Below are 25,824 nucleotides of genomic sequence, written 5' to 3' on the forward strand. Positions count from 1 at the left end.
TTGCGAGTTCAACAGATGACTCGAACCGCCTAGTTTCCTCACCCTCACCCTCATTTTCATGAGATAAAAATGCGCGCTCGGCCCTGAATCTAACAATTTCTGCAGAATCATGCTCTTTCAACATTGCCCACTCAGCCCTTTCCCGTGAAATACAAACTTAAACGGATTTTTTCGAGCAAAACTTTAGCGCTGCGCAAAATTACTTTTCAGGCAGGTGTCTTTTTAAACCCGCCACTCAAGTTTTGAATTTCGCCTCCGTTTAAATAGTCATGCGACTTATTTTCTGAGGAATATCGAGACCATGAGTACAAAGCTGCCCCCGAACAGATTCTTCACGTTCAAGGATGGTTCGCCCGAGGGGGACTTAGACGAAATTAGGCTCGCTATCTTCACTCGGCCCGGCATTGCAAAGTGTGAAGTCTTGGACGATGACAACAGCTACGCAGTTCTCCTGGACACAGAATCCGACGGCATAATTTCAATCAAAATCGATGATTCGCGCTTCAGGTTCACGCCTCAGCAGGCGACGGCGCTAGCCTCAGCACTCACTGAGCTTTCAAGAGATGAAGGATGAGTCCCCGTCCCCCCTTACACGGGAGTGCATCTAAGAGTCAGCAATCTTCATCATGGAGAGGTGACCATTACGCGCAAGAAAACCTTAAAGGCTTGCTGGGGAGATAGCGATTGCACGGGTTACCAGTTGGGTATAAGCGTGCCCCTGCGGGGATGGTTGTCGTGAACCGAGCCTGGCGGAGCCAAGTCTCGGCCCTGCCGGGCTTCCATCCTCACGCCTGCGCGCTCCGCTTGTCTTTTTATGTTTTTTGGTTGTCATTGGATGGTACATCTCGACGATGCTGGCGCTCGATACGAACTCCATGCCCCAGGCCGCACGCTATGTAATTTTCTTGCGAAGTTAACGCTACGCATGGCGCTTAATGATCGATAAGATAGGGCCCTATATCAGTTGTGCGAGCCAGGTATGGCAAGGCCTCCAAAGGCAAAGGGAGAAAAAGCTCCCAACCCAAAACCGAAACCCCAGCAGAAAAAGGTTGCAAGCCCTATTTCAACTGGCGGGCGTGGCGGTGCGTTTGAGCAACGCGTACAGGCGGTGCGGTTACTCGCTATGTGCCTAGGCCTCCCATGTGCCGGGCTGCGCGAAGGATTTGCCATCGTCGGGTTGCTGTTCCAAGGTCGAGGATTTGACCACAATACTGACGACCTCGTTGTCCATGCTGCGTCGGCGAGCACTGGACAGAAAGCAACCATCAGAATGCAGATGAAGCGGTCACTCAAGGCGACTGCCAATGACGTTTTTACCGAAGCCGTAGGGCTTGCGTGGCTCGATTTCATCAAGCCAACATTCCAGCGTGGACTGGACGACAATTTGATCGTCTACCACGTGTCTAGCTCGTCATCCATGGAAGGCGCGGTAGAGGTTGTCAGGCTGGCCTTGGCGTCTCTTTCACATGAGTCCTGGTACACCCGTGTGCATTCAGAGGGTCTGAGTAACGCTCGGAACCGGACTGCTTACGCCGCCATCAGGGCTGCAGCTGAGCAATACAATGAGGCCACGGTTAACGACGAAGACCTGCGCCAGTTCGCGCTCCACCTGAAGTTCGTCCCCCACGACCTGGACTCGGATCGCACTCAGGAAGCCGGATACCAAAAGCAATTTATCGCCCAGGCATTACCTAGCCGGGACAGCGGCGCAGTGTGGTCGCAGTTATTATCTGTGTGTGCTGAGCTCAATGGCACGGCCGGAGAAATCGATCTCTCTTCCGCTTCAGCCCATCTGGGTGAGCTTGCCAAGGAATTTCATACGGCCAAACTGATACGCGAGAGTGTGCGGGCCTACCAAATGGGTACGATGCCTGTCAGCCATGAGCGCGCGTCAGAGCTTACCCCGCTGGCGGAATATCTCGCTCCCCTCCTCTCCGTTGGCCGCGCTGCCGGCAGCACACTGCTGACTGATGACCTCCCCATCGCAATCCAAGGGTCGGAAACTACATTTGCTACGCGCCAGCTCGACCGCATCAGCACGCTGCATAACGATCGCCGATACAAGGATGCCTTGACTCAGCTGGAACTCCTCGAGGACGAGCTGGACACGTTTGATATTCACCAGAAGGCCCGTTGGTATTTCCTTCGTGGGATGTGCTTCTGGCATGTTGGGGACGATGAGATCGCCTCGACAGATCTTGAGGCAGCCGCAAACCTTTATACCGACGATGACCGTATCGCTGCGGGTCATATCCGGGCTCACATGCTCAAAAATGATGTGCAGGCTGCCCTCCAGGTTGGCCAGGCGGCACAGGCTCGCTTTCCAGAGTCGTATTCGGTATGGATCGCTTACACCAACGCAAGAGTCCTCAATAGAGAAGAGCTAACTGAAGATGAGATCCCCGAAGCCTTTCGCGATAAATCCGGGGGCTGGCAGATGGTGGCCAGTTCCAGGGCTGGCTCCGGGGACGATCTTGGTGCCGTCAACGCTATCAAGAAAGCTTTGGAGCAGCCTGACAGTTCCATTTTCATCGTCGAAAACTATCTGCGTTTTACGCTGCGACTCGCTACGGACAACCCGTTCTACGTGAACACGCGATCTCAGCCCCTGGATCGACGTGAGCTCATCATGGATGCCATGTCCAAGTTTGAGGATCGCGAGAATGCTCTATGGCCCGAGCAAAGTCCCAGGACAAAGACTGACGTCGTGTTTCACCTCGCCTATGCGTATCTGCTATTGGGGCAGCCGGCTCAGGCGTTGGACATGATCGAGCAGGGAAGACAGCGCGGCGTCCCAGAACATGAGACCTCGGCCCGAGTGGAACTTGAGGCCCTATGCGATTTGAATCGTGAAGGTGAAGCTGTTGATCGCTTCTCCGATCGCCTTGACCAGCTTCCTGATGACGCACTGGTTATCTTCGGCCAAGCATGCTTGGTTGCGGGTAGAGAGCCAATGCTCGAGTCTGCCTACGGTGTACAGGTGCAGCGGTCTGTCACGGAGGAGTCGGCGAAAGTGTTGCGGATACTCCGCCACATGCACTGGGAATTGTTGCTGCGCCAGCAACGCAATGATGCAGTTCAGCAAGAGCTTTCTCTGCTAGGTGTCACTCCCCAGAACAGCAATATTACCGATGGGGTTTTCGCTGCTCGGGCCTTTATCAATAACGAAACAGTGCGCCAGGCATTCGAGAATCGTGTGGCTGAACTCGCACCGCAAAGCAGCGATTTGCTGGAGCTGTCCATGGCATCGCAGTGGATGCTCCATGCACGGCGTCACGATGATGCTATCGCGATGCTCGAACGCGTACTTCCTCGCTACTCGTTCACTCCATTGCACGTTGATCTTCTTCACGCATACGCCCTAACTGATCAGCGCGCGAAGGTTCGAGATCTGCTCGAGTCGCTTCCAGGGGAATGGCGCCAGTCCGCAGATGTCCGAAACGTGGCTTTGAACGTTTACGGTAACGCCGGTGATTGGCCCAAGATGCGTGAAATCGCAGAGATGATCGTTTCTGAGAGCCCCCTTGATGCCAGTGCATGGTTGTTGCTGATCCAGGTTCTAGCCAACATAAACCCTGGGCAGATGGACGCGTGCATAGCCACGCTTCCTGTCTTTCTAGAAGGCTCCGCTCAGGATCAATTGAAACTTGCTAACGCAGAGATCAGTCGGGGGATGCATGATCGAGGCATCGCTCGCATTTACCGCACCATGCGAGTGAACTTGGGCAATCTTGAGGCTGCGGCCGCTCACATCTCACTCATGGTCATGGCATCCGGCACGGTGGACTCTGTCCTCACTAACCCAGTTGAGGTCGCTTTTGGTACTTCAGTCGAACTCGAAGACAGCAACGGCGGCAGCGGTTACGTTTCAATAGATTTTGACATTGACCCACCCTTCTCGCCGACCGCGGAGTTCATCGCTGCGGACTCCGCGCAGGCTGTCGCGCTTATTGGTCTCAAAGTTGGCGAAACCACAACAATCCGCAGCTTGATAGGAGAGCAGACGCTCAAGGTTAAGCGGATAGTGACCATTCACCGACGTTTGCTCGACCTATCATATGGGCAGGTCTCAAGCGCGGTCGTTCCGAGCAAAAGTTTAGTCGCCATGACCATCCCCACGCGTGAGGATGGTGAGCTGGATTTCTCCTTCTTCATCGAACAAATCGAACGAAAAAAAACACAGGGCCTTAACACAATTGGGCTTTACAGCCAGCACATGGCTACGCTTGGGCTGATCGCGCAGATGCTCGGTGTGGATGTGATCGATCTCGTCAGAGGCTGGCCCGATGAGGGGCCATTGCTGGAGGTCTCGATGGGTGTGGGCCAGACCCACGATGAGTTCCCGGTTATCGCTGCCTCCGATCACTCTTGGGTGGTAGATCTTCCCATGCTGGTAGAGCTTGCGACGCTTGGAATGCTCGATGTACTGGAGCATATCCCCAGGCTGTATGTAGCTGCTGCCACCAAGCAAGCGCTAGAAGCGAAGATCGAGTCGTCAACGCGATTTCACAACGGAGGGACGCTCTTCTCACGCGATGGGCAACTCGGTATGCAGGAGCAGACAGAGGAAAATTGGCATCGGGAGCGTGTCTTTCTCGACTCAATCTGTGCCGCTATTGATGAGTATTGTGAGGTGGTACCGGCATATGGCCCACCCACACTGGCGGCACAGATGCGTACACTCAAAGACATTCTGGGTGAAGGAGAGTATGCAACCCTGCTTGTTTGCTTGGAATACGGTGGTGCCCTACTGTCGTTAGACGCCCGCTTCCGAGCTATAGCAGGGTTCCTGGAGATCAAGGGCGCATCTCCTCAAATGCTACTGACGAATGAACTGATATCAGAGCGTTTGACGCGTGCTGAGTACTCTCGTGCAATTGTTCAATTGGTGATGACCAGGCGCAGCTTCGTCTCGATCCAAGCTGCAGACCTTATAGTCATGATGGATCAGGGTGAGACGTTTGCAAATATAGGGATCAACCGGTTGCGAAGTTACCTAGCCGAGCCGAACCTAACATTTGATACTGCTGTGCCCGTCATAGCCGATTTTGTCTGTCTGATGTTCCTGCAAGTGCGCTGTAACCTAGGTGTGATGCTGCAACTGATCGAGTATTGCTTTGAACCGATGTTCCGCCACCCAAGCTGCCCTGACGATTTTCATCGGTTGGCGTACACACGGCTCCTGCTCACGTTAGCTGGTGTGGAAATCAATTCCGTGGCCCGCAAAGCGATAAGGCAGAGGCTACATGTTGCGATGCAGCGCGCAGAGCGACCTAGCAAGCCGGTGACACTGGAGGCAAAGGTTTGCTTCGCTTATGCAGTCCCTTTCTGGGCGGTCGCGGTGCCTTCACCACTGGCCTCTATTCGGCTAGAGGCCCAAAATCCTGCACCAGCATCGGTTGAGAGCGGCCATACCGAGGAAAGCAGGAAAGTGGATTAGCATCCATATAGGCGAGCATGTACAAGGAAGGCATTGGATGCACTAGACCAGCATTAGCCACGAATCCAGTTCATAACTTCCGTCTATGCAAGACTCACCAATCATCTGGTGCTTCAGGATCTACAGCTAGATTTCCTTTACCGGCTGCTGCCGCGCCCTGCTCCTCGCCTTCCACATCAGAATCCGTTACAGCCGAATCAAAGTATTCCTCATCCATACTGTCAAACTCGAAATCGCGGTCGATTTCGTCATCCGAGTCGAAATCAATAGCCTCCGCTGCTTCGATCTTGACTTGGAATATAGCCGGTAGCCTGGCTTCTTGGTCATAAAAGCTAACGTCAGCGTTTAGCAGTGCTGCGAAGCAGGGGTCGGCTTCTATGAAAGCGATATCTGGATTTCCGAGCCACAGCCGGCGACCCCCTTCGTAAGCCAGTAACCAGTTGTTCCCTTTGAGTGCCTGATCTGTGAGCGGTAGACCCGTTAAAGCCGCAAGATCTACCTCACCGTCGACTAAATCTGAATGAATGAGATCCAGAGCGATAAGCGAACATACGGAGCTCTCCATCTGGAGCACCTGACGGATCAAAGGGGCGTCAAGATGGATGCTGAGCTCCTTGCACAGCCAAAGGAGCCAGGCAGTCTCACTGTGGTGATTCGCGGCGGCAGCCGACTCCAACAGATTTCGGCTGAAAGCGCCAAGCGCGTTCATATTCAATGGATAACCATAGCGATGGTAGGTCGCGAGGATTTGGGTAATTACCTGCAACGTGTTGGGAAATCCATACCCACATTTGAGAAAGTACGCTTCGGCGATCGCCCAGTTGGACTTCTTGACGATGGATGAGGACAGCTGCTTTAGGCCATATTTGACTAGGCTCTCGTCCTTGAACCTTGATTCAAGCGAGAACAACATCTCGAAATAGTGGTGAATATCGTCTTTCTGCTGACGCTTTTTCGCTGAGACGGTCAGTTTCTTGAGGCTGTATTTCCAGGATTCCTGGACGAGCTCTCGCACTTCGACGATCTTCGTCTTGGAGGCGTTGATCTGGAGCTCGTAAGCGCTGACGCATTTGATGATGATTGCCAGCGCCCTCTCAGCTTCCTCACGTTTGTTGAAGAAGAAAGTGAAGTCGTCAACGTAGCGAAACCCCTTCGGCCATCCACCCAATTCGGCGCAGATGGCCTCATCAATCGACACCCCGATGATTTCCGCGATGATGTGGGAAGTGTCGGGGCCGATAGGCAAGCCAATGGTTTGGCCATCCTGTGTCCCCATGCAACGACCATCAAGGATATTGCCAAAAAATTCAGGAGTTTTTTTGGTTTTGTTCGCCTTGGCAACCGGCTTGGTGTGCAGTGCCCACGGGATGGTGTGCGTGTACACAGTTGGGAAATAGCTCGATATGTCGGTGATCAGCGCGTAACGGGCCCCTGCAGATTGGCATACGCGCTCCTCATACAAGTCGCTGAACTTCGTCAGCTCGATCGCTCTGAGACTACCGTCGGTGCCGGGTATGCTGCGAGAGATTTCGCTTTTATTGTAATGCGCCCGGATCTGAGGCCAGTACTCACAGATCTCCTTAGCCAAGGCATAGAAACTAACAGGATTAGGGATCGAGGTTGTGCGCCTGCTGTAGGAGGATCTAGCGACCGAGAATTTCTCAGACTGAGAAGCGCCGGCCTGTTTCCCCGGCGCTCCGTCCCATACAGCCTTGATCTGCTCAATGCTGTCCGCGAGTCGCTTCGTGCCGAATCCCACCGGTAGCTGAATTGGAAAATATCCTTTAGCAAGCAGATCCTGCAGCTGCATAACTCTCATTCGCTCTGTATTTGAGGCTGACGATTTGTTCTTGGCGTAGGCGGCACACTGCCACCGCAGTACCGTGCCGCCAAAGCTAGATTAAGCGTGTTGAGGTCTGACGAGATGTGAAGGTGTTGCCGTCAGAACAATGGACAAGCAGTACGTGGCTGTCCTGAGATTCTCAACTTGATCATTGAGTGTGTCGAGCGACTTGAGCCCATGGAAGAGGTTATTTCGCAGCCTGTAGATAATGATGAGCGTTGCCAGCAGCACATCATGCGGTTCATCGTTCTGCCCCAATAGAACACTTTCTACCAACCCCCTGCGATCTCTCGAGCGAAACTCCAATCTGTCGAATCTGGGCAGTATGCCCTCTTCATTCGTATAGCGAGACCGCCAGAAGGCCACGCAACCACAAACCCCCTGATGCTGATCAGCGCTCGGTCGATACAGATCTGCAACGCGTTCGAAGGCAGCGATATTCCCCTCATTGCGGCACAGATTACCCTCGAAGAAATTCCACATGGTCGTGAAGTCAGCGATGGAATGCTGAGTTTCAGGGGTAAGGCGCGAGCCGCCCGCGGTGTTATCGGAGAACCACTGTGCGGCGTTGAACTCGGCGGGAACAGCCATAAATAAATTCCTTTTACAATCGAACGTGAAATTCGAATAGCCTCGTAAGTCCATCACACGAGGAGCTATCGTACGTGCCCAATGGCCTGTCGATTGAGGCGCGATGCCGCAAGCTACTCGATACGATGCTTCCTGACTACCTCGCCTGCCCAATACTGGTACGCATCATGGAGGTCTCCCCCGCTCTGCTCGGCAAGCATCTTCAGGAACCGCCACACCCGATCGCTGCGGCCTGATGCCCTCGACCGATCAAGAGTCTTGTTGATCAGCTACAGGGTTGGTGCCCTTTTAGGTTCTAAGCCTTGCCAAGGGATTTACGCCGCTTTGTGCCCGAAGAAGATTCGCCGCTTGGCCCGCAGCTTTCCGGTCTGGCCCGGTGGATATCTGAGTGTCTTTGGCACGTCCACGCGCTTGCGTCCGACTGACGCCTGTTTGTGTCGGCACAAAAAAAATTCTTATACGGCTCAAGGTTTCTCAAAACGAACCGTTTTTCATATCTATGACATCTAGAGAAACCGGTTTTGAACCTACCAACGATCGTATTTGCATGCTCCCTGAAAGGCGCCGTGCCGTTTGCCGAGACCATCCAGGGTCATCGTCAACGCAGGGCGTGGGAGCGCTTAGTCAGCTACATCGCGTCCTGTGACTCCCCTTCCGACTTTGACAGAGCTGCAGCCTTCGCTGAGGGCTATGCGCAAGCGCTGGTCGACGGTGAGCAAATCGAAATCTCAATAGAGCGTGACTTACTAATCATCTCAATCGTTGATGAGTGGCGGCGTCATTTCATCCGCACCAATGGTTCGTCCACCTTTAGCACTCCCCTCCTCCAAGGACATTCATGACTTCCAAATTTCAGCGCTACGCGGATGACGAAATTTCAGATCCCAGCCTCCGAATGCCACGTCAAATTTTGGCAACCAGCACCAACCAATATCCGATTGATATCCTCGTTTCTCGCTGGGAAAAACACTTGGTAGAGCCATCTGCGGCTCAAGAGAAGTACCCTTGGGCTGCGGCCTTCGTAATGGGCATTCCAGTTCCGTCTTGGCATCGCCCAGTAGTCTGGAATCTGGGGCAAAAGGCTCGGTTCATCGTTTCTGTGTGGTCTGGAGGGGATCTCGGAAGCTATCTCACTAATGAGTGGTGTGATTCGGTTGCGGGGCGAGCAATGGCTGAGAGCAGCGATATTTTGATCGATGGCTTGCAGCGGTTGCATAGCCTTGAAGAGTACCTTCTTGATCGCTTGGCAGTCCCAGATGCTCAAGGGCAACCGAGGGTTTGGTCTGAGATTGGCAATGGCGAACGGAAGCGTTTCTTGTCGACAGTCTTCATTCATGCGCATGTATCGTCTGATGACGAATTGTTGTTGCGAAAGACTTATGACCTTTACGCCATGGGTGTAGCTTCTCGTAAGAACGATCAGCGCGCGGTTCGATAACCGTTAGATCCTATTTTTGGGGCATGCCCCTCTGGGGGATGGCTGTCGTAAACCAAGCCCCGTCTATCGATGGGTCTTGGCCCTGCGGGCTTCCATCCTCATGCCTTCGACCTTCCAGGTCTGCGCGCTCCGCTTACATAATGACCAAGGTCACCACCTAGCTTGGACATTTCTTTCTGCTGCCACATACTGGTCTCATCCGCTCAGGAACGAGGCTCAGCGAATGGCATGGTCATTTTGGAAAGACAAACGTCCTGAATGGATTCAGGCAGAGGAGCGAGCCTTCATCAAGGCAGCCAACGGTTTGAAAACTCTCAAGACAACACCTCGCGGTGGGATGAGGATTGATCCTGAAGAGCTCAGAGACCAGATTCTCGCCTCTCGAGAAAAGTACAAAGATCTGGTTCAGAAATAGGGATACCGGGTGGCCAGCCAGTTTGGAGCCTCATCGAGAGTAGGCTGACCTGCTTTTCATCCTCGCCTGCGCCACCGAACAGACGCCAGCGAGGCTCGTATTTACCTCACGAGCTGACCCTCTGGCGTACGTGGCAGTCGAACACCTCTATGTAGCTCGCGCCGACTTCCATGAAATGGAGGCTCCATAACAACTGCTGAGCATTTTCTTAACCGCTGCGCCGGGCGCATACTACCTGCCTTGATTGCGTACGGGCAGCATGGATGAAGTTTGTTCCTGGCTGTTCAACCTCGTGACGTTGTCATTGCAGTCATTCTGTGCGGAAATCTTTCGATTTAAGGCTTCGTGATTTTTTGGCAGGCGCTAAGCAAGACCTCGCTCAGCCAAAACGCATCATCTTCAGTGAACGAGTAACACATAAAAGGAAATACCAACTCATAACCCCCGCCCTCAATTGTGCAGACCACGATTGACGTGGTGCCTGAGGGTGACTCCTCACAGACGTCTTCGCTCGCATCTTCAAACGCAATCTCGCTAGAAGCCGAGTATTGATGGCCGCGTATTCCAATCAATCTGCGAACCTTGAACAATCCAGTCGGACGATTTTCGCCTACGGCTTGATCACCTGCCTCACCACCAGTAGCCAGTGCTTCTCTCAGGCATGATGAAATCTCTTGTGCGACGTCAGGAGTGACACTGAGCTTCACGATGTCTAGCTCGATCATGATCCGCGCCGACGGTAGCACTTCGATTGCGCATGTGTATTTCTCGTCAAAATCTAGTCCGCGCCAGCATTCGAACTCTCTACAAAGACGAAAATCAGAAGATGCTTTTGAGGTCGCATGAAGCTTCATGGAAACGCCTTATATATTTGCTCTTGTGAATACAAACGGATGCGTTTCGAGAAACTTGAGATGCTTTCCTAGATTTTTTTGCCGATAGCTAATCGGTACGCTTCTAAGCACTGATTTTCCTGCTTCCAAAGATTAATAAATTTTTCAAAATCATCAAGGAAAGGGCCTGTTTCAACCCGAGTCGATCCGATGCTCGCTTGGAGGAATCGCTCTCGCCACGGTTCCGGAATGCTCCCTTCACGAACAATTTGAACGCCGCTCGAGCTAGGTTCGGTAACGACAAGGTCGCGAAGATCCTCTACTTTCGCTACATCTCTCAGCAATCTGTCGGCTTCATCCTGGCGTGCGATTTCGTCGAGCATAGACACGACTGGAGTGGCCTTGGGATCGCCTGGCAGAAGATCAGATAGCGCCCACAAAGCTTTCCTCCTGATCTTCTCTCGCTCACGCAGATTCTGATCAACAGCACCGCTAGACATTAGGTTCTCCTCCTTAATGCGGACACCTGACCTCTTTTTAAGGTCGCGGGCTTCGTGGCTGAGCTATTTCAGTGTGACCGCCGGCCAAATCCGCCTGCGCCGGAGAGTTGCTCTTCCACGAACTCGATTGACGAGCTCAGCTCGTGCTGTATTTCTTCAAAGACTGAGTCTAGCTCGGGATGAGCACCTGACTTTCTAAGCTCCCCTACTAACCGAGAAAGCTCCCTCCCCTTGGCCATCGGCATTTGAACATTGCAGTACACCGTGTCTTTGTCATCACGACTCATAAGTCCTCCAAACTAGGAAGCTGAAGCCCTGATGTTGGTATGTACCGGTACTGCAATCAAGCCTCGTTGGGAGCGCTATGTCTTACGATCCGAATGCAGCAGTGGATCGGCGATTGATTGACATTAGTTTTGGTGCGCGCCCCTGCCGGGGACGGCTGTCGTAAACCAAGCCCCCCGCCAGGGCGGCGTCTTGGCCCGTAGGGCTTCCATTCTCGCGCCTCGGCCTCTCGGCCTGCGCGCTCCGCTTGCCACCACACTCCCAGCTGATTTTTGGTGTCACGGCCCCGAAGAATTTGATACTTCTCTTAGCCTATCTTTGATAAAACTTGCTCTGTTTTCAACTCAACCTCTGAGGAGTCGCAAATGGATGAAACTCATTGGGTAAAAGAGAGGACTTACCAATCCGCTCGGGATCCTGAGCGGGTGCTGATCGAAGAGCGAGCAAAGGCGCTATCAGCGGCCGGCTACCCGCTGCCTGAGGATGACTCAGCGATGTACGCTGAGCAAAGACTGCGAGACGCTAGAGAGGCGGCGCGAAAATCCCAACCTAGTCTGGTGAGTGAAGCCACTCCAATCCCCATACCGTGATTGGCTTCACATGGCTAAAATGGCTCATACAGCGTAACCACGCTAAAAGGGACTGGCTAATCAGGAACGTGTTTATGACGCTCAAAATTGCTTTTGCTGCCGTGCTAAAAGCGATGCGCGCGGGCAAAGGATTGACCCAGAAAAATCTTGCGGAAGTCAGCAGTCGAACATACGTTTCGAAACTAGAGCGCGCCCAGTCAAGCCCCACGCTGGAGATGATAATGGCTTTGAGCGGCCCGCTCAGAGTAAGTCCTATGACCCTGGTCGCCATTACTCTGTGCGCTGAGTCGGGAGAGTCCGTTGACGCTTTGCTGCGTCGCACCCAAGAGGAATTGGCGAGCCTAGGCCATGAGGGAGTTCTCAAAAATCTGGCGATTTCGTCGTGTGACGAGTTGCCAGCGCGACCTCGCTCTCGAAAGCCCCAAAGTCATCGCTCAGTGACGAACTCCCAGCAAGTTGAATTTTGTTTCGCTGAATAGACGCTTTTCATTGCCATCTAATCAGACGGCAGACACGGCTGCGGTCGTGGCCTACTTTGGAAAATCCAAGAGGTCGAGTAATGCGTAATTTCGATCTTGACCTTAGTAGGGTTACCTACGAGCACTTCATCACCGGCAAGGCAGCCATAAATTTCCCGAGGCCTCACATCACTTCGGGTGGATGGCACTACCTAGCATATTGGAACAGCGAGGTCGGTGAGGCGAAGGTGTCGCTTGCTGGTATCCACTACCCCGACACGGCATTTTGCTTTGGTGACACGGGCATCTTGAACGCCACCGATGAACTAGAGCGGAGGGGGTGGAAGACCGATCACCAGATCTATATGGCCGATCACTTCCGCGCGACCGGAGATATGGTTCTCAAGTGGGGGCTAGGCCGTTCAGAGTTTTGCAACGTCGAGCTGTCAGAATGGTTTCCGGACGATCATGATTTAGATGCCATGGTCGGAATGCTCAAAGGTGCCATCAACAAACTGGAAAACGTTCAAGGTGATCGTCTCAGTCGATGGCTTGGTTCGCAGCTCCTGTAAGATGGTAGGAGCTTTGTCTATTTGTTTAGGGACAAGGCATCACCCTTCACTCCTCCGCCCGTTAGCTCGTCAGGTCGCCATGATCAATAAACAACTGCAGCAGATTCTTCCCCAGGTGATCGAAGTTGTGGAGCGGGCGGGTTTGTTATTGGCAGAGGAATGTGTACGTCCGGAAGGCCGTAGGGGTTACGGTGATAAAGCTGAAATCGACGTCGAAATTGAGGTATTTCTCCGTGAGAAGTTGCTAAAAATTTTGCAATGCGATTGGTGGGGTGAAGAGACCGGCCACGTACTTTCCGGCAACTCCTTCTGCTGGGTAGTTGACCCGAATGACGGTACAAGTGATTTTCTGAAGGGACTGTCGGGCTCGGCTGTCTCGGTAGGACTACTTCATGACCTTCAACCTGTCTTGGGTGTGGTGCATGCGCCATTAACTCCGGATGGGAAGGCAGATAGCATCAGCTGGGCCGCAGGTATGGATCACTTGGTTAGGAATGGAGCCCCGATCTATGTCGACCTTTCGAAACAGGTGCTTTCGAAGGAGTGCATGGTGATGGTGAGCGCTGCTGCTGGCAACAAATCGCAGACCAATCGCGAGCTCTGTGCGCCGGCAGGTTTTTACCCCATGCCATCGATTGCGTACAGACTGGCTAAGGTCGCTGCTGGGGATGGAGTTTGCGGACTGTCTCTATATCCGGTGTCAGCCCATGACGTAGTCGCGGGGCACGCATTGCTGATTGGTGCCAAAGGCGTTTTGGTCGACGAATACGGTGATCCCATTCAATACCGTACTGAGGTAGAAATGCTGAAGGTTTGCCAACGATGCTTCGGGGGTGCGCCCAATGTTTGCTCGGAACTAGCGAGTCGCGACTGGGCTAAAGTCTTTGAGACGTCGGCGAACTAAGTCGCTTTGAAAAGCGGGATCATCACTTACACATTGGAGATGGCACATGGCCGGTTTTTTTCGACAAAAATTGATGTCTTTTGGAATCAAAAAGTAGCCGCGACTGACGTCGCAAAGGTGCGATCAGCATACACAACACTGGCTTCGCCGCCCTCCATCAAGCATTCCAACGCAGAGAAACCGGAAATCAGAAGCCAAAAGATGAAAAGCACAAGGAGCGCAAACCCATAGAGCAACATCAAGGCAATCGGGTCGATTGCCCCACAGCTCAAGGCAGGCCGAAAAAAAGGGGGATTTTTGGAGAACGTCGCTTTTTGTTTGTTTTCAAATATAAGGCCTCCGGTTTGAAATTTTACTTTCAAGGGGGCGGGGAAAATATATTTTCGGTTTGTGTGGCGAAAGCGTCTTGAAGAACCATTTTGTGAAGTCTAGAGCAGTAAATCAGGCGCCGAAAAGCCGCTGAAGCAGCTGCTCCGCCTGCGTTCCACTGTACCTTGCCTTCAGCTCATCAAGCTTGGCACCTCTGCGCTCGCCAGTAAGTAAGCTAAGCCCGTGCAACGCGTTAATGAGCTTCTCAGATTCAGCGTCCTCATCTCTCATGATGATCCACGATGAGTTTGCATGCTTGGCCAACGCTTCAGCCTTTCGGCTAAGGCTCTGCGACTCAATCAATCTGTTGCCATTCACTTCTGTCTTGAGCTGACTGATGACATTCTCGAGCTCTTGCAGCTGCTCTGAAATGCTCTCCGCGCTATCAAGCGACACAGGACGCCCATCAACATAGATAGCGTCTTCTTGGACACAGTAGATTGCCAAAGGGCCGTCCCCTCCTCCCGTGCAGTCAAGCGCGAGAAAATTCCCCAATCTCAGCGGTTTCGGAATCCACGTATGTCCCGAGCAAACTCTCCAGATGCCTGGAACGCCGTCACGATAATGCTTGATGATCCGTTCCCTGCCCCACAGCGCGATCTCTTCGATCTGAGTATTGTCTAGGCTCCCAACGAACTCTTGCCAAGAAATCCCTGCCGGCACGTCGGCGTGAACGACACCGACCAGGCCACGTGCGGACTGAATTTCTATGGCGGTGGGAAGCTGTTCCAGCTTCTCGATCACCATTCCTTTCGACTCATCGGCGATCGTTGCCCACCATCCCGCGCCGTGGGAGCTGTAACGTGCTTGTGGGTTTTCACGGTAAGCGTTTATCAGCATCTGCTCGTGATTGCCTTGGACACAAAAGAACCAAGGTTCGCCGAGCAGCTTTAGGCCATCCAGCATCCCGGGCCCACGGTCGATCAGATCACCGACAGCGATGACCCGATCAATCGCACTGTCAAAGCCGAGCGCACGAAGCCCCTTGTGGAGCTCGGTGGTTTTGAAGTGGATATCACCGACTACAAAGTCACGACCAAGGTAGTTTTTGGGGAGGCGTAAAAGCGCCTGCTTCATTTTGGATCGGTACTCCGGAGTGTTTGCCGATGGGTCGATTTATTAGCTTAATTGTACTCCCTCGTCAGCAGAATGAGCGCCGCTAACCTACCCTCCCACCACTTTTCGAGCTGCTGGCGGCGATGGCTTGATGGCTATGTGATACTATTGAAATTGATAGTTTTCCTCGGATCATCAGTTGTTGCAGGTAGTAAAGCTGGTACAGGTTTCAATCAATCAAAACATCACTCCATACAACGACGGAACGTTTCGATGTCCTTTCTCGTGCCAATCTTACTCGCGCTCCTGACCTATCCTTTTCTGCAAAGCCGCCTTTGCAAAGGACAATACAGTTTTGCGAAAACCTATTTCGGATGGGGGCTACTGGGGACAGTTGCACTGTCGATCTGCATTTTCTGGCTGCTTGGCCCGATCTTCTTTCAACAGGATCATGGCAGAGGTGATAGGGCAATTTCGGTCACCTTCAGGATTTAGAGTTTCGCTACTACTCTCTACATGATAGGGGTCTGCATGGGTCTCAATCACATCCGAAAAAGAGACGATCGACCGCTTTTTAACCTCTACATCATCATGCTCATCGTCTGCGCTGCTTTATGTTTTCTATCCAGCTTAGCGGCAGCGCCCGTTTACTGGTGTATTTACGGAGTGACGGCCTTCATCGCATACAAAATTCGGACAAACCAAAATTCTGGGGCATCGCCCAAATCTCGGAATGACTGAAGGAAGCGCAAGCGAGAAACCCACGTGACGTTCCGTTTGCACGCTAATTCATCGAATGCCTTTGGGGCAGCTTTATACAGGTAAGGGCAACTTGATTAAGCACGCGTCTGAATTCAAGGAAATATCAGGCCTGCACAGACAGACTTTCGAAGGAGCAACAATGACGCAGCAGCATTCAACGGCCTGGATGGTCGAAACAGCCTATCGCTACTTGAAGGCCGCTCAACATATGCAAAGAGGCTTTGACATGGTCGATGTGGCGCAGATAAACGCTGCCATCGGTATAGAAATCATCCTGAAAAGCTTTTGCTCCAAGCCCAGTGGAAACCTTGGCCAGATTAACGAAACCTACGAATTGGACAATGCGGCCCTCAAGACCGCACATGGTCATTTGCAAAACCTTAACAAGGTTCCAAGTGACCGCAAAAATCCTGACAAGCATGACCTGTTGACCTTGTTTCATTCGGTACCTGCTCAAATTCGGCAGCAGCTTCGCATTGATCAGTATGAGGGCGTAATCGAGACATACCGGCACATCTTCACTGCCGCGCGGTACCCATATGAGCGAAACGCCCAAAAAATGGTCGACGACGTCTTAATTGAAGTTCTCGACGAATTGGTCACACGGGTTAACGCTTGGTATGGGGACTTGGGGTGGCAAAATAACTACCTCTATTACGATGGAGCGCACCCAGAACTAGCGGATTGGGAGAGCGCCGGCGAAATAGAGCTAAGCTACGGAGACCTTTCAAAAGGGTATTAACCTGGAATTACACTAAAGTCAGTCAACCCTGTCAGATTGGTGGCCTGAGCCATGACTTCGTCGCGTTTGATCAGCCCGATGAAGCGCCAGCCCAGGCTTTCAGAACTGACCACATTGACCATGTAGGGCACGCCATCGATCTCAACCTGGGTCACGCCATCGCCACTCTTTGCCAGCTCGGTATAGCCGGGGCCCAGATCGGCTAGGGGCTTGAAACTATTTTTGGCATTCGCCGGATCGACCAGAACGTTGCCGTTGGCTTCGACCATCATCAGGTACCCGCTGTCGCCCAGCTTGATGGTTTTAACCAGTTCAGTCAGTTGCTTGAGCGAGACGTCCACGCCGACGACACCCACAGGGTTGCCGCTGGGGTCGGCGAAAGCGCGAACCGTGCTGACCAGCACCATGTCATCCGGTGCCCAATAGTAAGCGCTCGTGCGCACGGTTGAGCCTGGCGCGGCCGCCACGGCGGTCTTGTACCAAGGACGTACTCGGGGGTCGTAGCTGGCCATTTTCGGGTCGTCGGGCCAACCGGCAAAGCCGCCGTCTTTGAGCCCCAGGGAAATAGACGCAGTGGTCGGATGGGTCTCGGCAAATCTATCGAAAATAGCCTGGAGTCGCTGATCCGCTTCGGTCACAGGCGTTTGCTCAGCATTGGCCGCGGTATAGTTTTTCAATCCCTTGACGGTGGCGATTCGAGGATCCTTGGCCAGGTATTCGACGTTTTGGCGGATGCTTTCAAAGAACTGCTTCATACCGTTATCGATCTGGCGAATTTCACGACCGCTGCTATCCAGGAAATTGGCCTGTGCCGCGCTCCGCAAGTTCAATACGACAAGCACCGCAACCAGAATCACCGGAAGGCAGGCGATGGCGGCAAATTCAATGGCACACAGGTGTCTACCGCATACGCATTGCGTGGTTTGTTCGAGGGCGAAGATCTGTTCGCTGGCGCACTGGTCATTGGTGGTTTGACAGTTGAAGCAGTCTTGGGCTCGCGCTCGCCGTTCGACGCTCGCATCCATGCCGCTCGTGGACAAAAAAGCCAGATCGACACCGCTAGCGCTTACCGTGACTTGCTGGGCGAACGCAGTGAAGTTTCTGATTCGCACCAGAACTGCGGCAAGGTTCAGGATCCGTACTCCCTGCGTTGCCAGCCGCAAGTCATGGGAGCGTGTCTGACCCAGTTCCGTCAAACCGCCGAAGTGTTAGTCGTCGAAGCTAACGCCGTCTCCGACAACCAGTCCGACGGAGATGGGCGAGAAAGTTCATGCACTGCTGCTCAGCTCAGAAACGTCCGGGAGCAAAGGGTGCCGGATCGACCACAGGCGCCTCGCCCATCATCACTTCTGCGAGCAGTCGACCGCTGACCGGGCCTAGCGTAAATCCTTGATGGGCGTGGCCGAAATTGAACCAGAGCCCTTTATGCAAGGGCGCCGCGCCGATCACCGGCTTCATGTCTACAGTGCAGGGTCTGGCGCCGCTCCAAGGCGTGCGCTCCACCTGGGGGCCTAAGGCTAATACCTGCCGTGCGGCCCGCTCGGCCTTGCCCAGTTGCACCGGTGTTGGAGGTGCACTCAAGCTGGCGAATTCCGCCCCCGTTGACAGGCGAATACCGCGCTTCATCGGCGCCAGCATGTAGCCTTGTTCGGTATCCAGCACCGGGCGGCTCAATGTCGCGCCATCGGCAAAGTGAGCGTGGTAACCACGCTTAACGAACAACGGAATGCGGTAGCCCAACTCGCCAAGCAGTTCGTGAGCCCAAGGGCCCAACGCCACGACCACCTGCGACGCGCCGACTGATCCAGAATCGGTGTCTACGCTCCAACCGGCTCCCGACTGACGCAACGATCGCGCATCGCCACGCAAAATATCCCCACCTTCACGAACGAACAGATCGGCATAACGCTGCACCAACTCACCCGGCTCAATGCACGTCCAGGGTTGCAGCCAATGAATGCCCCCCACCAATGCATCGCTCAACGCTGGTTCCGCCGTTCTGAGCGCGACACCGTCCAGATGCTCAGACAACACGCCGTGTGCACTCACGCGTACCGCGCGCTCCACCGCCTCATCGAATTGCTGTGGGCTACGAAAAGCCTGGATCCACCCTTTGCGCACGATCAGGTTTTGCGAACCGCTTTGATCAATCAACTCCGAATGCTCGCTGATCGAGTGCTCAATCAGCGTGCGAAAGGCATCTGCAATGGCCTGGTAATGCCTAGGCGCGGAGTTGGCCCAATACCTGACCAAGGCAGGCACGTATTCAGGCATCGCGCGCAAATGGTAATTGACGCCAATGTCACGCTTGGCTGCCACGTTTATCAGGCTGGCAAGATCCCTCGGGAACGCATAAGGCTCAATGGCCTCACGCTGAATGATGCCTGCGTTGCCGAACGACGTTTCACGCCCCGGCAAACCTTTGTCCACCAGCGTCACCGCGCAGCCACGGCGTTGCAAATGCAACGCCGTGCATACGCCGACAATGCCGGCACCCAGTACCACCACTTGTTTTTCGTTCACGCTGCCTCCGAATCAAGCACGCTGTTGCGCGATGACACTGATCTCGACCAATGCATCGACCACAAGGCCGGCGCAGACGGTCGCGCGCACTGGCAGGTTGGCCGTGAAGAATGATGCATAAGCCCGATTGAATTCGGCGAAATTACTCCGGTCGGTCAGGTACACGGTAACGCTGACAACATCGTCCAGCGACAGCGATTCGGCTTCCAGCGTCTGGGTAATACGCATCAAGGTCAAACGTGTTTGCGCTTCGATACCTTCAGGAAAGCTACCGTCCTCACCAAAAGGCAATTCGCCAGACAAAAAAACCAGGCCCTGGCTGTGGCGGACTTTGGAAAAGGGCAGATTACTAACGGTCATGGCAGTTCTCTCTTGGGTAATTCAAGGAGGCGCCCATCAACGAGCACCGGTTGTGAATCATCGATTCGACTTCAGCGGTTTTTACGGTAGGCCATTGAGTCATGCATACGCTTGAGCACGTGTTCCCCCTCGCGGACACCGGACACATAGATCAGGAGCGAACAGCGGCTTGAGATCATGTCGACTCGTTGCTTAATAGGTTCAGGAGGGGTGAAACATGTGTTTTAGCCTGAAACACCAATCATGTATATACAAGATTAAGCATTTATCATGCCGCTCGATCAAAAAATGCGCCATAAGCCTAAGGTAGAGCGACTTACCCTCCTCTCGCGATTAGAACGCTTTAGGTGCCCCGACACTAAAGGTTTCGTTTTTTCCCACCAGGCATCATGGGTAACACTCCAAGCGCAACCAGCGGTTACATAAGGCTAAAAAGTAGCGATCATCAGCCTGGTCAACTTCGCTAGAAACAAGCCTGAACTGCGGAATCAAAAGCAGCTCAGACATATTGGCCTGCATCTTGCCTTACCGGTATATACAGGCACATACAGATGTCTGCTGCGTGATCATCCTGCTCCCCAAGGATGTTACTCATGAATGTACTGATACCGCTCAGCCCCATTCAACGACCAGCCGTACGAGATCAGCCATAACGCCGAATAGCCGCGTCTGCAGCAACTCTTGCAGAACTGCCTAGATCGTAATGCCTACCAGCAAGACACTAATGAGGTTAACCCTGTATGAATGCCAATGACTTGAACCTGCTTGCCCGCGCAGAAGTGCGCGAATTGGCCAGTTACAACGCCGGCCTCGCCTCGGATGCTGTGCGCAAGCGTTTCGGCCTGACTCGCGTCGCCAAACTAGGCAGCAACGAAAACCCGATGGGCACAGCACCCGCCGTTAGCGCCGCAACGGCTCGAGCTTGCAGCGAAATTGCGCTATACCCCGATGCTGGCTGCCAGGCATTACGCTCTGCACTCTCGAAAAAGCTCGACGTACCCGAGAATCAATTGGTGTTCGGCAACGGCTCGGAAGATTTGCTGAGCGTCATCAGCCGCGTGTTTTTAGACCACGATGACGAAGTAGTTACCGTGGTGCCATCTTTCGGGTTGCACTTCATATACCCAATGGCAGCCGGTGCCCGGGTGGTAGGTGTTCCCATGACCGACAGAGGCACCTTCGATGTAGCGGCAATGATCGCTGCACTCACCCCCCACACCCATGTGCTGATGTTTTCATGCCCGTCAAATCCGGTCGGCTGCACCTTAAGCGCCGACGAGTTGCAGCAACTGCTCGACGCATTGCCCTCGAAGTGTCTGCTGGTGTTTGATGAGGCCTATTACGAATACGCGCAGTGGGAGGCCGAGTACCCAGATTGCCTCGGTTTGATTCAGGCCAGCGGCAAACCGTTTATCCTGCTGCGGACTTTCTCCAAGGCTTATTCCCTGGCAGGTTTGCGCATCGGCTACGGTATCGTCAGCGATCCACTGCTGGCAGATCTGATTAACCGCCTGCGCACCCCGTTCAACGTCAACAGCGTGGCACAAGCTGCAGCGATTGCGGCACTGGCAGATGATGGTCATCTAAACGCCTGCCTATCCCATGTCGCCAGCGAACGCCAGCGGCTGGAAGTAGCGCTGCACGAGCAAGGCATTACGACCGCACCGTCCTTGGCCAACTTCCTGTTTTTTAGCACGCCTTATCCGGCCGAAGTAATCAACCAAGCACTGCTGCGTGAAGGGGTTATCATAAAACCGTGGCGCGAAGTTGGATACACTGAGTACTTGCGCGTCTCTGTCGGAAGCTGTGAGGATAACGACCTTTTCCTCCAAGCACTGGCAAGCGTCCTTGCCGCACTTGAAACACGGACTGACTAATGATCAAAAATGCACCACAAGCGCTCTACCGGCGTGCAAAGGATTATGTGCAAGACCAACTTCGCGCGGGCGTTTGGAAACCTGGTGACCTGATTTCTTCAGAAAACCAACTGGTGCAAGAACTGGGCATTTCGCGCATGACCGTCAACCGGGCCTTACGCGAACTGACCGAAGAAGGTCATCTGGTCAGGATTTCAGGCGTTGGCACGTTCGTAGCCGAAAGCAAACCGCAATCAAACTTGCTGCGTATCACGAACATTGCCGACGAAATCCTCGCCAGAGGTCACAGTTACACCTGCCGTGTGCTGCACTTGGGGCGCGAATCGGCCTCAATGCCGGTGGCCTCCGCATTGGGCCTGACCACCGGTTCTTCAGTTTTTCATCTAGTCTGTGTTCACAGCGAAGAAGGCGTGCCCGTGCAACTCGAGGATCGTTACGTCAATCCCGAGCTGGTGCCAGAATTTCTGAAGCAAGACTTCGGGGAGCACTTGCAACCCGCCAAATACCTGTTGCGCGTCGTCAAACCCGATGAAATGGAGCATATCGTCGAAGCCTGTCACCCAAGCATTGACGAAAGCAAACATATGCAGATCGACGCCAACGAACCTTGCTTAGCACTTATCCGCCGCACTTGGAGCCAAAGCAAAATTGTGACTTACGTGCGCTTGGTTCACCCCTCCTCACGCTATCGACTCGGCAGTCGCCTGCCGGTAAACGGGGCGCATAGAGACAGTTGATGCCTGAAGGCATCTGATGAACTGTTCCATCATAAACCGGGATCGAAATGCCATTGCTGCTTCTACTTTCCGGACAACCTCTTGACGCAGAATTTCACCAGTGAGTTTCCTGCACTACAAAAGTGAAAAAGCTCCACAGCTACGACAACTGCCTGTCGCCGATAGCTGTAGAGCAAAAAAACTGCATAAACACTGTAGCTCTCGTGCGGGATGACTCGAGCAATTCAGCTTGCTCACACAGGAGCCAAACGCCCCTTCCCCCCGATTACAAGCTAGGCAGCAACTTTGGCAACACCAGTTCGTTCAAGCACCGGGAAGCCAACAGCTCGCTTGCTGCGTTGATATCCGGCGCAAAGAAGCGATCTTTGTCGTAGTAAGCCACTTTGCTGCGCAGGCTGGTGCGGGCAAGCTCCAGCTTCGTCGAGGTCTTCAAGCCTTCGCGCAAGTCAAGGCCCTGACACGCAGCGAGCCACTCAACAGCGAGGACGCCGCGAGTGTTTTCAGCCATTTCCCATAAACGCTTGCCCGCTGCAGGAGCCATTGACACGTGATCCTCCTGATTCGCGGAAGTTGGCAGGCTATCCACCGAATGTGGATGCGCAAGTGCCTTGTTCTCACTGGCCAGCGCCGCTGCGGTAACTTGGGAAATCATGAAGCCGGAGTTCACACCGCCGTTGGCCACCAGGAATGGCGGCAATTGCGACATGTGCTTGTCCATCATCAGGGAAATACGCCGTTCGCTTAGCGAGCCGATTTCCGCTATCGCCAATGCCATGTTGTCAGCAGCCATGGCCACAGGCTCGGCGTGGAAGTTGCCACCGGAGATCACATCGCCTTCGACAGCGAAGACCAATGGGTTATCGGAGACGGCATTAGCTTCGACGACCAATACCTCCGCAGCTTGACGGAACTGGGTCAGGCAAGCGCCCATGACTTGCGGCTGGCAACGCAGGGAGTACGGATCCTGAACCTTGCCGCAGTTCTGGTGGGAGTCGGAGACTTCACTGCGCTCGCCGAGCAAGTCTCGGTAGGCGGTAGCACTGTCGATCTGGCCTTTCTGGCCACGCGCGGCGTGGATGCGTGCGTCGAACGGCGAGCGCGACCCCAGAACCGCTTCAACAGTCAGAGCACCGATCGCCAGTGCGCCAGCGAACAGATCTTCGCCCTCGAACAAACCACGCAGTGCATAAGCGGTGGATACCTGCGTGCCGTTGAGCAACGCCAGCCCTTCCTTGGCAGCCAGTGTCAGTGGCGTCAGGCCGGCGACTTTCAGCGCCTCGGTTGCTTCCAGCCATTCGCCCTTGTAACGAGCCTTGCCTTCACCCAACAGCACCAGCGACATGTGGGCCAAGGGTGCGAGGTCGCCGGATGCACCGACCGAACCTTTCAACGGAATGTGCGGATAAACCTCGGCGTTGATCAAAGCGATCAGTGCTTCGATGACGGTGCGGCGGATGCCGGAGAAACCACGGCTCAAGCTATTGACCTTGAGCACCATGACCAGCCTGACCAGCGCGTCACTGATCGGTTCGCCAACACCGGCAGCGTGGGACAGAACCAGTGAGCGCTGGAGGTTCTCCAGGTCTTCGGTAGCGATGCGGGTCGAGGCCAGCAGGCCGAAACCGGTATTGATCCCATAGGCGGTGCGGTTCTCGGCGAGGATTTGTTCCACGCAAGCAACGCTGGCTTCAATCTGGGCCGAAGCACTGTCATCGAGGGAGATGTTGATCGGATGCTGGTAGACGTCGCGCAGTTGGGCAAGGCTCAGTTGGCCAGGGATGATGTTGAGTGTGTTCATGCTTTTGCTCCTTTAACAGAGGTGATCATTGGCAGGTTCAAGCCTTGTTCTTTGGCACAATCTATTGCGATCTGGTAACCCGCGTCGGCGTGACGCATCACGCCGGTCGCCGGGTCGTTGTGCAGCACGCGTGCAATGCGCTCAGCCGCTTCGTCGGTACCGTCGCAGACAATCACCATGCCCGAGTGCTGAGAGAAGCCCATGCCGACGCCGCCGCCGTGGTGCAGGGAAACCCAGGTCGCGCCGCTCGCGGTGTTCAGCAGTGCGTTGAGCAGTGGCCAGTCGGACACGGCGTCGGAACCGTCCTGCATTGATTCGGTTTCGCGGTTTGGGCTGGCCACGGAACCGGAGTCCAAATGGTCGCGACCGATGACGATCGGCGCCGACAACTCACCGCTACGCACCATTTCGTTGAATGCCAGGCCCAGCTTGGCGCGCAGACCCAGCCCTACCCAACAGATTCGTGCCGGCATGCCCTGGAAGCTGATGCGCTCGCGCGCCATGTCCAGCCAGTTATGCAGGTGCGCGTCGTCCGGGATCAGCTCTTTGACCTTGGCGTCAGTTTTGTAGATGTCTTCAGCGTTACCCGACAGCGCAGCCCAGCGGAACGGGCCGATGCCACGGCAGAACAGCGGACGGATGTAGGCCGGTACGAAGCCCGGGAAGTCGAATGCGTTTTCCACGCCTTCTTCCTGAGCCATCTGACGGATGTTGTTGCCGTAGTCGAAAGTTGGAATGCCCATTTTCTGGAATTCAAGCATCGCTTTGACGTGTACGGCCATCGATTGCTTGGCGGCTTTCACTACAGCGGTAGGCTCGGTTTTGGCGCGAGCGCGATACTCTTCCCAAGTCCATCCGGCCGGGAGGTAACCGTTTAGTGGGTCGTGGGCGCTGGTCTGGTCGGTGACCATGTCCGGGCGTACGCCGCGCTTGACCAGTTCAGGCAGGATTTCCGCCGCGTTACCCAGCAGGGCGATGGAGATAGCCTTGCCTTCTTTGGTGTATTTGGCGATGCGGGCCAGTGCGTCATCGAGGTCTGTGGCTTGCTCGTCGACGTAACGGCTGTTCAGGCGGAAATCGATACTGACTTGCTGGCATTCGATATTCAGCGAGCAGGCGCCGGCCAGGGTTGCCGCCAGTGGCTGGGCGCCACCCATACCGCCGAGGCCTGCGGTCAGCACCCAACGACCCTTCAGATTATCGTTGTAATGCTGGCGACCGGCTTCTACGAAGGTTTCGTAGGTGCCCTGGACGATGCCCTGACTGCCGATGTAGATCCAGCTGCCGGCGGTCATCTGGCCATACATGGCCAGGCCTTTGGCGTCGAGTTCGTTGAAGTGTTCCCAAGTGGCCCAGTGCGGCACTAGGTTGGAGTTGGCGATCAGCACGCGCGGGGCGCTGCTGTGGGTCTTGAACACGCCGACCGGCTTGCCGGATTGCACCAGCAGGGTCTCGTCGTCGTTTAGATTGGTAAGGCTTTCGACGATCTTGTCGTAGCATTCCCAATTACGCGCCGCACGACCGATGCCACCATACACCACCAGTTCTTTTGGGTTCTCGGCCACTTCCGGGTCGAGGTTGTTCATTAACATGCGCAGTGGAGCTTCGGTCAGCCAGCTTTTGGCGGTCAGCGTGTTACCACGCGCGGCGCGGATTTCGACATTACGGAAATGGGATGGCTTGCTCACCGGTAATCCTCTCGAAATGACTTTCTCAGCCTATTTATTGGTT

The 25,824-nt window shown here is 54.3% G+C and carries 20 protein-coding genes and 2 pseudogenes; 11 read left to right on the top strand and 11 right to left on the bottom strand.

The genetic code is table 11. From position 1 onward, the window contains the following. Positions 1-301: 301 nt before the first annotated feature. Both AB4O08_RS27255 and AB4O08_RS27260 read left to right on the top strand, forming a co-directional pair. Positions 302-574 (top strand): hypothetical protein, encoded by a 273-nt coding sequence (locus AB4O08_RS27255; protein WP_460114559.1) that lies wholly within the window; start codon positions 302-304, stop codon positions 572-574. A gap of 405 nt (positions 575-979) precedes the next feature. After that, on the top strand, positions 980-5,440 hold the full coding sequence (locus AB4O08_RS27260; RefSeq protein WP_460114560.1) for a PIN domain-containing protein: 4,461 nt from the start codon (positions 980-982) through the stop codon (positions 5,438-5,440). 94 nt (positions 5,441-5,534) lie between these two features. Here AB4O08_RS27260 and AB4O08_RS27265 read toward each other — a convergent pair whose 3' ends face one another. Both AB4O08_RS27265 and AB4O08_RS27270 read right to left on the bottom strand, forming a co-directional pair. Beyond that, the gene (locus tag AB4O08_RS27265; RefSeq protein WP_460114561.1) at positions 5,535-7,250 is read right to left on the bottom strand and encodes an RNA-directed DNA polymerase; all 1,716 of its coding nucleotides are present in this window, start codon (positions 7,248-7,250) and stop codon (positions 5,535-5,537) included. A gap of 90 nt (positions 7,251-7,340) precedes the next feature. Continuing rightward, positions 7,341-7,874 carry a hypothetical protein gene (locus AB4O08_RS27270; RefSeq protein WP_343295643.1) on the bottom strand — a complete coding sequence of 178 codons (534 nt, stop codon included), beginning with the start codon at positions 7,872-7,874 and terminating at the stop codon, positions 7,341-7,343. An 838-nt stretch (positions 7,875-8,712) separates the two neighbouring features. On the opposite strand from AB4O08_RS27270, the gene AB4O08_RS27275 reads away from it, so the two are divergent. Both AB4O08_RS27275 and AB4O08_RS27280 read left to right on the top strand, forming a co-directional pair. Beyond that, positions 8,713-9,312, top strand: a complete 600-nt coding sequence (locus tag AB4O08_RS27275) for a hypothetical protein (protein ID WP_192002799.1) — start codon at positions 8,713-8,715, stop codon at positions 9,310-9,312. 223 nt (positions 9,313-9,535) lie between these two features. Beyond that, positions 9,536-9,727: a hypothetical protein gene (locus tag AB4O08_RS27280; protein ID WP_137201204.1), complete on the top strand. Its 192-nt coding sequence runs from the start codon at positions 9,536-9,538 to the stop codon at positions 9,725-9,727. Between the two features lie 335 nt (positions 9,728-10,062). On the opposite strand, the gene AB4O08_RS27285 is transcribed toward AB4O08_RS27280, so the two are convergent. The 3 genes from AB4O08_RS27285 to AB4O08_RS27295 all read right to left on the bottom strand — a co-directional run bounded on the left by AB4O08_RS27285 (position 10,063) and on the right by AB4O08_RS27295 (position 11,347). Beyond that, positions 10,063-10,581: a hypothetical protein gene (locus AB4O08_RS27285; protein WP_137201203.1), complete on the bottom strand. Its 519-nt coding sequence runs from the start codon at positions 10,579-10,581 to the stop codon at positions 10,063-10,065. A 68-nt stretch (positions 10,582-10,649) separates the two neighbouring features. Continuing rightward, positions 10,650-11,060 (bottom strand): hypothetical protein, encoded by a 411-nt coding sequence (locus tag AB4O08_RS27290; protein ID WP_137201202.1) that lies wholly within the window; start codon positions 11,058-11,060, stop codon positions 10,650-10,652. A gap of 68 nt (positions 11,061-11,128) precedes the next feature. Next, entirely contained in the window at positions 11,129-11,347 is a 219-nt protein-coding gene (locus tag AB4O08_RS27295; RefSeq protein WP_137201201.1) for a hypothetical protein, read from the bottom strand. Between the two features lie 701 nt (positions 11,348-12,048). Here AB4O08_RS27295 and AB4O08_RS27300 point away from each other — a divergent pair. The 3 genes from AB4O08_RS27300 to AB4O08_RS27310 all read left to right on the top strand — a co-directional run bounded on the left by AB4O08_RS27300 (position 12,049) and on the right by AB4O08_RS27310 (position 13,869). Then, the gene (locus AB4O08_RS27300) at positions 12,049-12,414 is read left to right on the top strand and encodes a helix-turn-helix domain-containing protein (RefSeq protein ID WP_244641819.1); all 366 of its coding nucleotides are present in this window, start codon (positions 12,049-12,051) and stop codon (positions 12,412-12,414) included. 80 nt (positions 12,415-12,494) lie between these two features. Continuing rightward, entirely contained in the window at positions 12,495-12,965 is a 471-nt protein-coding gene (locus AB4O08_RS27305; protein ID WP_137201199.1) for a hypothetical protein, read from the top strand. Between the two features lie 79 nt (positions 12,966-13,044). Beyond that, positions 13,045-13,869, top strand: coding sequence for an inositol monophosphatase family protein (locus tag AB4O08_RS27310; protein WP_137201198.1), 825 nt, complete (start codon positions 13,045-13,047; stop codon positions 13,867-13,869). A gap of 441 nt (positions 13,870-14,310) precedes the next feature. On the opposite strand, the gene AB4O08_RS27315 is transcribed toward AB4O08_RS27310, so the two are convergent. Next, entirely contained in the window at positions 14,311-15,315 is a 1,005-nt protein-coding gene (locus AB4O08_RS27315) for a metallophosphoesterase (RefSeq protein ID WP_137211965.1), read from the bottom strand. A gap of 880 nt (positions 15,316-16,195) precedes the next feature. On the opposite strand from AB4O08_RS27315, the gene AB4O08_RS27320 reads away from it, so the two are divergent. Further along, on the top strand, positions 16,196-16,798 hold the full coding sequence (locus AB4O08_RS27320) for a hypothetical protein (protein ID WP_241669118.1): 603 nt from the start codon (positions 16,196-16,198) through the stop codon (positions 16,796-16,798). 23 nt (positions 16,799-16,821) lie between these two features. Here the strand turns inward: AB4O08_RS27320 and AB4O08_RS27325 are convergent. Beyond that, positions 16,822-17,694 (bottom strand): annotated as a pseudogene (locus AB4O08_RS27325) (cache domain-containing protein); the annotation flags it as partial. Between AB4O08_RS27325 and AB4O08_RS27330 the strand changes: the two are divergent. Next, a pseudogene (locus tag AB4O08_RS27330) lies at positions 17,683-18,039 on the top strand (aromatic amino acid lyase); the annotation flags it as partial. The pseudogenes AB4O08_RS27325 and AB4O08_RS27330 overlap by 12 nt on opposite strands. A gap of 46 nt (positions 18,040-18,085) precedes the next feature. On the opposite strand, the gene AB4O08_RS27335 reads toward AB4O08_RS27330, so the two are convergent. Both AB4O08_RS27335 and AB4O08_RS27340 read right to left on the bottom strand, forming a co-directional pair. Further along, entirely contained in the window at positions 18,086-19,321 is a 1,236-nt protein-coding gene (locus tag AB4O08_RS27335) for an NAD(P)/FAD-dependent oxidoreductase (protein ID WP_137201192.1), read from the bottom strand. A gap of 12 nt (positions 19,322-19,333) precedes the next feature. Further along, a complete protein-coding gene (locus AB4O08_RS27340) occupies positions 19,334-19,681 on the bottom strand; it encodes a RidA family protein (RefSeq protein ID WP_460114562.1) in 348 nt (115 codons plus the stop codon). Positions 19,682-20,421: 740 nt separating this feature from the next. On the opposite strand from AB4O08_RS27340, the gene hisC reads away from it, so the two are divergent. Further along, positions 20,422-21,558, top strand: coding sequence for a histidinol-phosphate transaminase (gene hisC / locus AB4O08_RS27345; RefSeq protein ID WP_137201190.1), 1,137 nt, complete (start codon positions 20,422-20,424; stop codon positions 21,556-21,558). Then, positions 21,558-22,295, top strand: coding sequence for a histidine utilization repressor (gene hutC / locus AB4O08_RS27350; RefSeq protein ID WP_137201189.1), 738 nt, complete (start codon positions 21,558-21,560; stop codon positions 22,293-22,295). Before hisC ends, hutC begins: the two co-directional genes overlap by 1 nt. 265 nt (positions 22,296-22,560) lie before the next feature. Here hutC and hutH read toward each other — a convergent pair whose 3' ends face one another. Together hutH and hutU are read right to left on the bottom strand one after the other, a co-directional pair. Beyond that, a complete protein-coding gene (hutH, locus tag AB4O08_RS27355; RefSeq protein WP_137201188.1) occupies positions 22,561-24,093 on the bottom strand; it encodes a histidine ammonia-lyase in 1,533 nt (510 codons plus the stop codon). Further along, on the bottom strand, positions 24,090-25,781 hold the full coding sequence (gene hutU / locus AB4O08_RS27360) for a urocanate hydratase (protein ID WP_137201187.1): 1,692 nt from the start codon (positions 25,779-25,781) through the stop codon (positions 24,090-24,092). The genes hutH and hutU overlap by 4 nt, the downstream gene beginning before the upstream one ends. Positions 25,782-25,824 lie beyond the last annotated feature (43 nt).

It is taken from the genome of Pseudomonas sp. H3_E07, assembly GCF_054668895.1.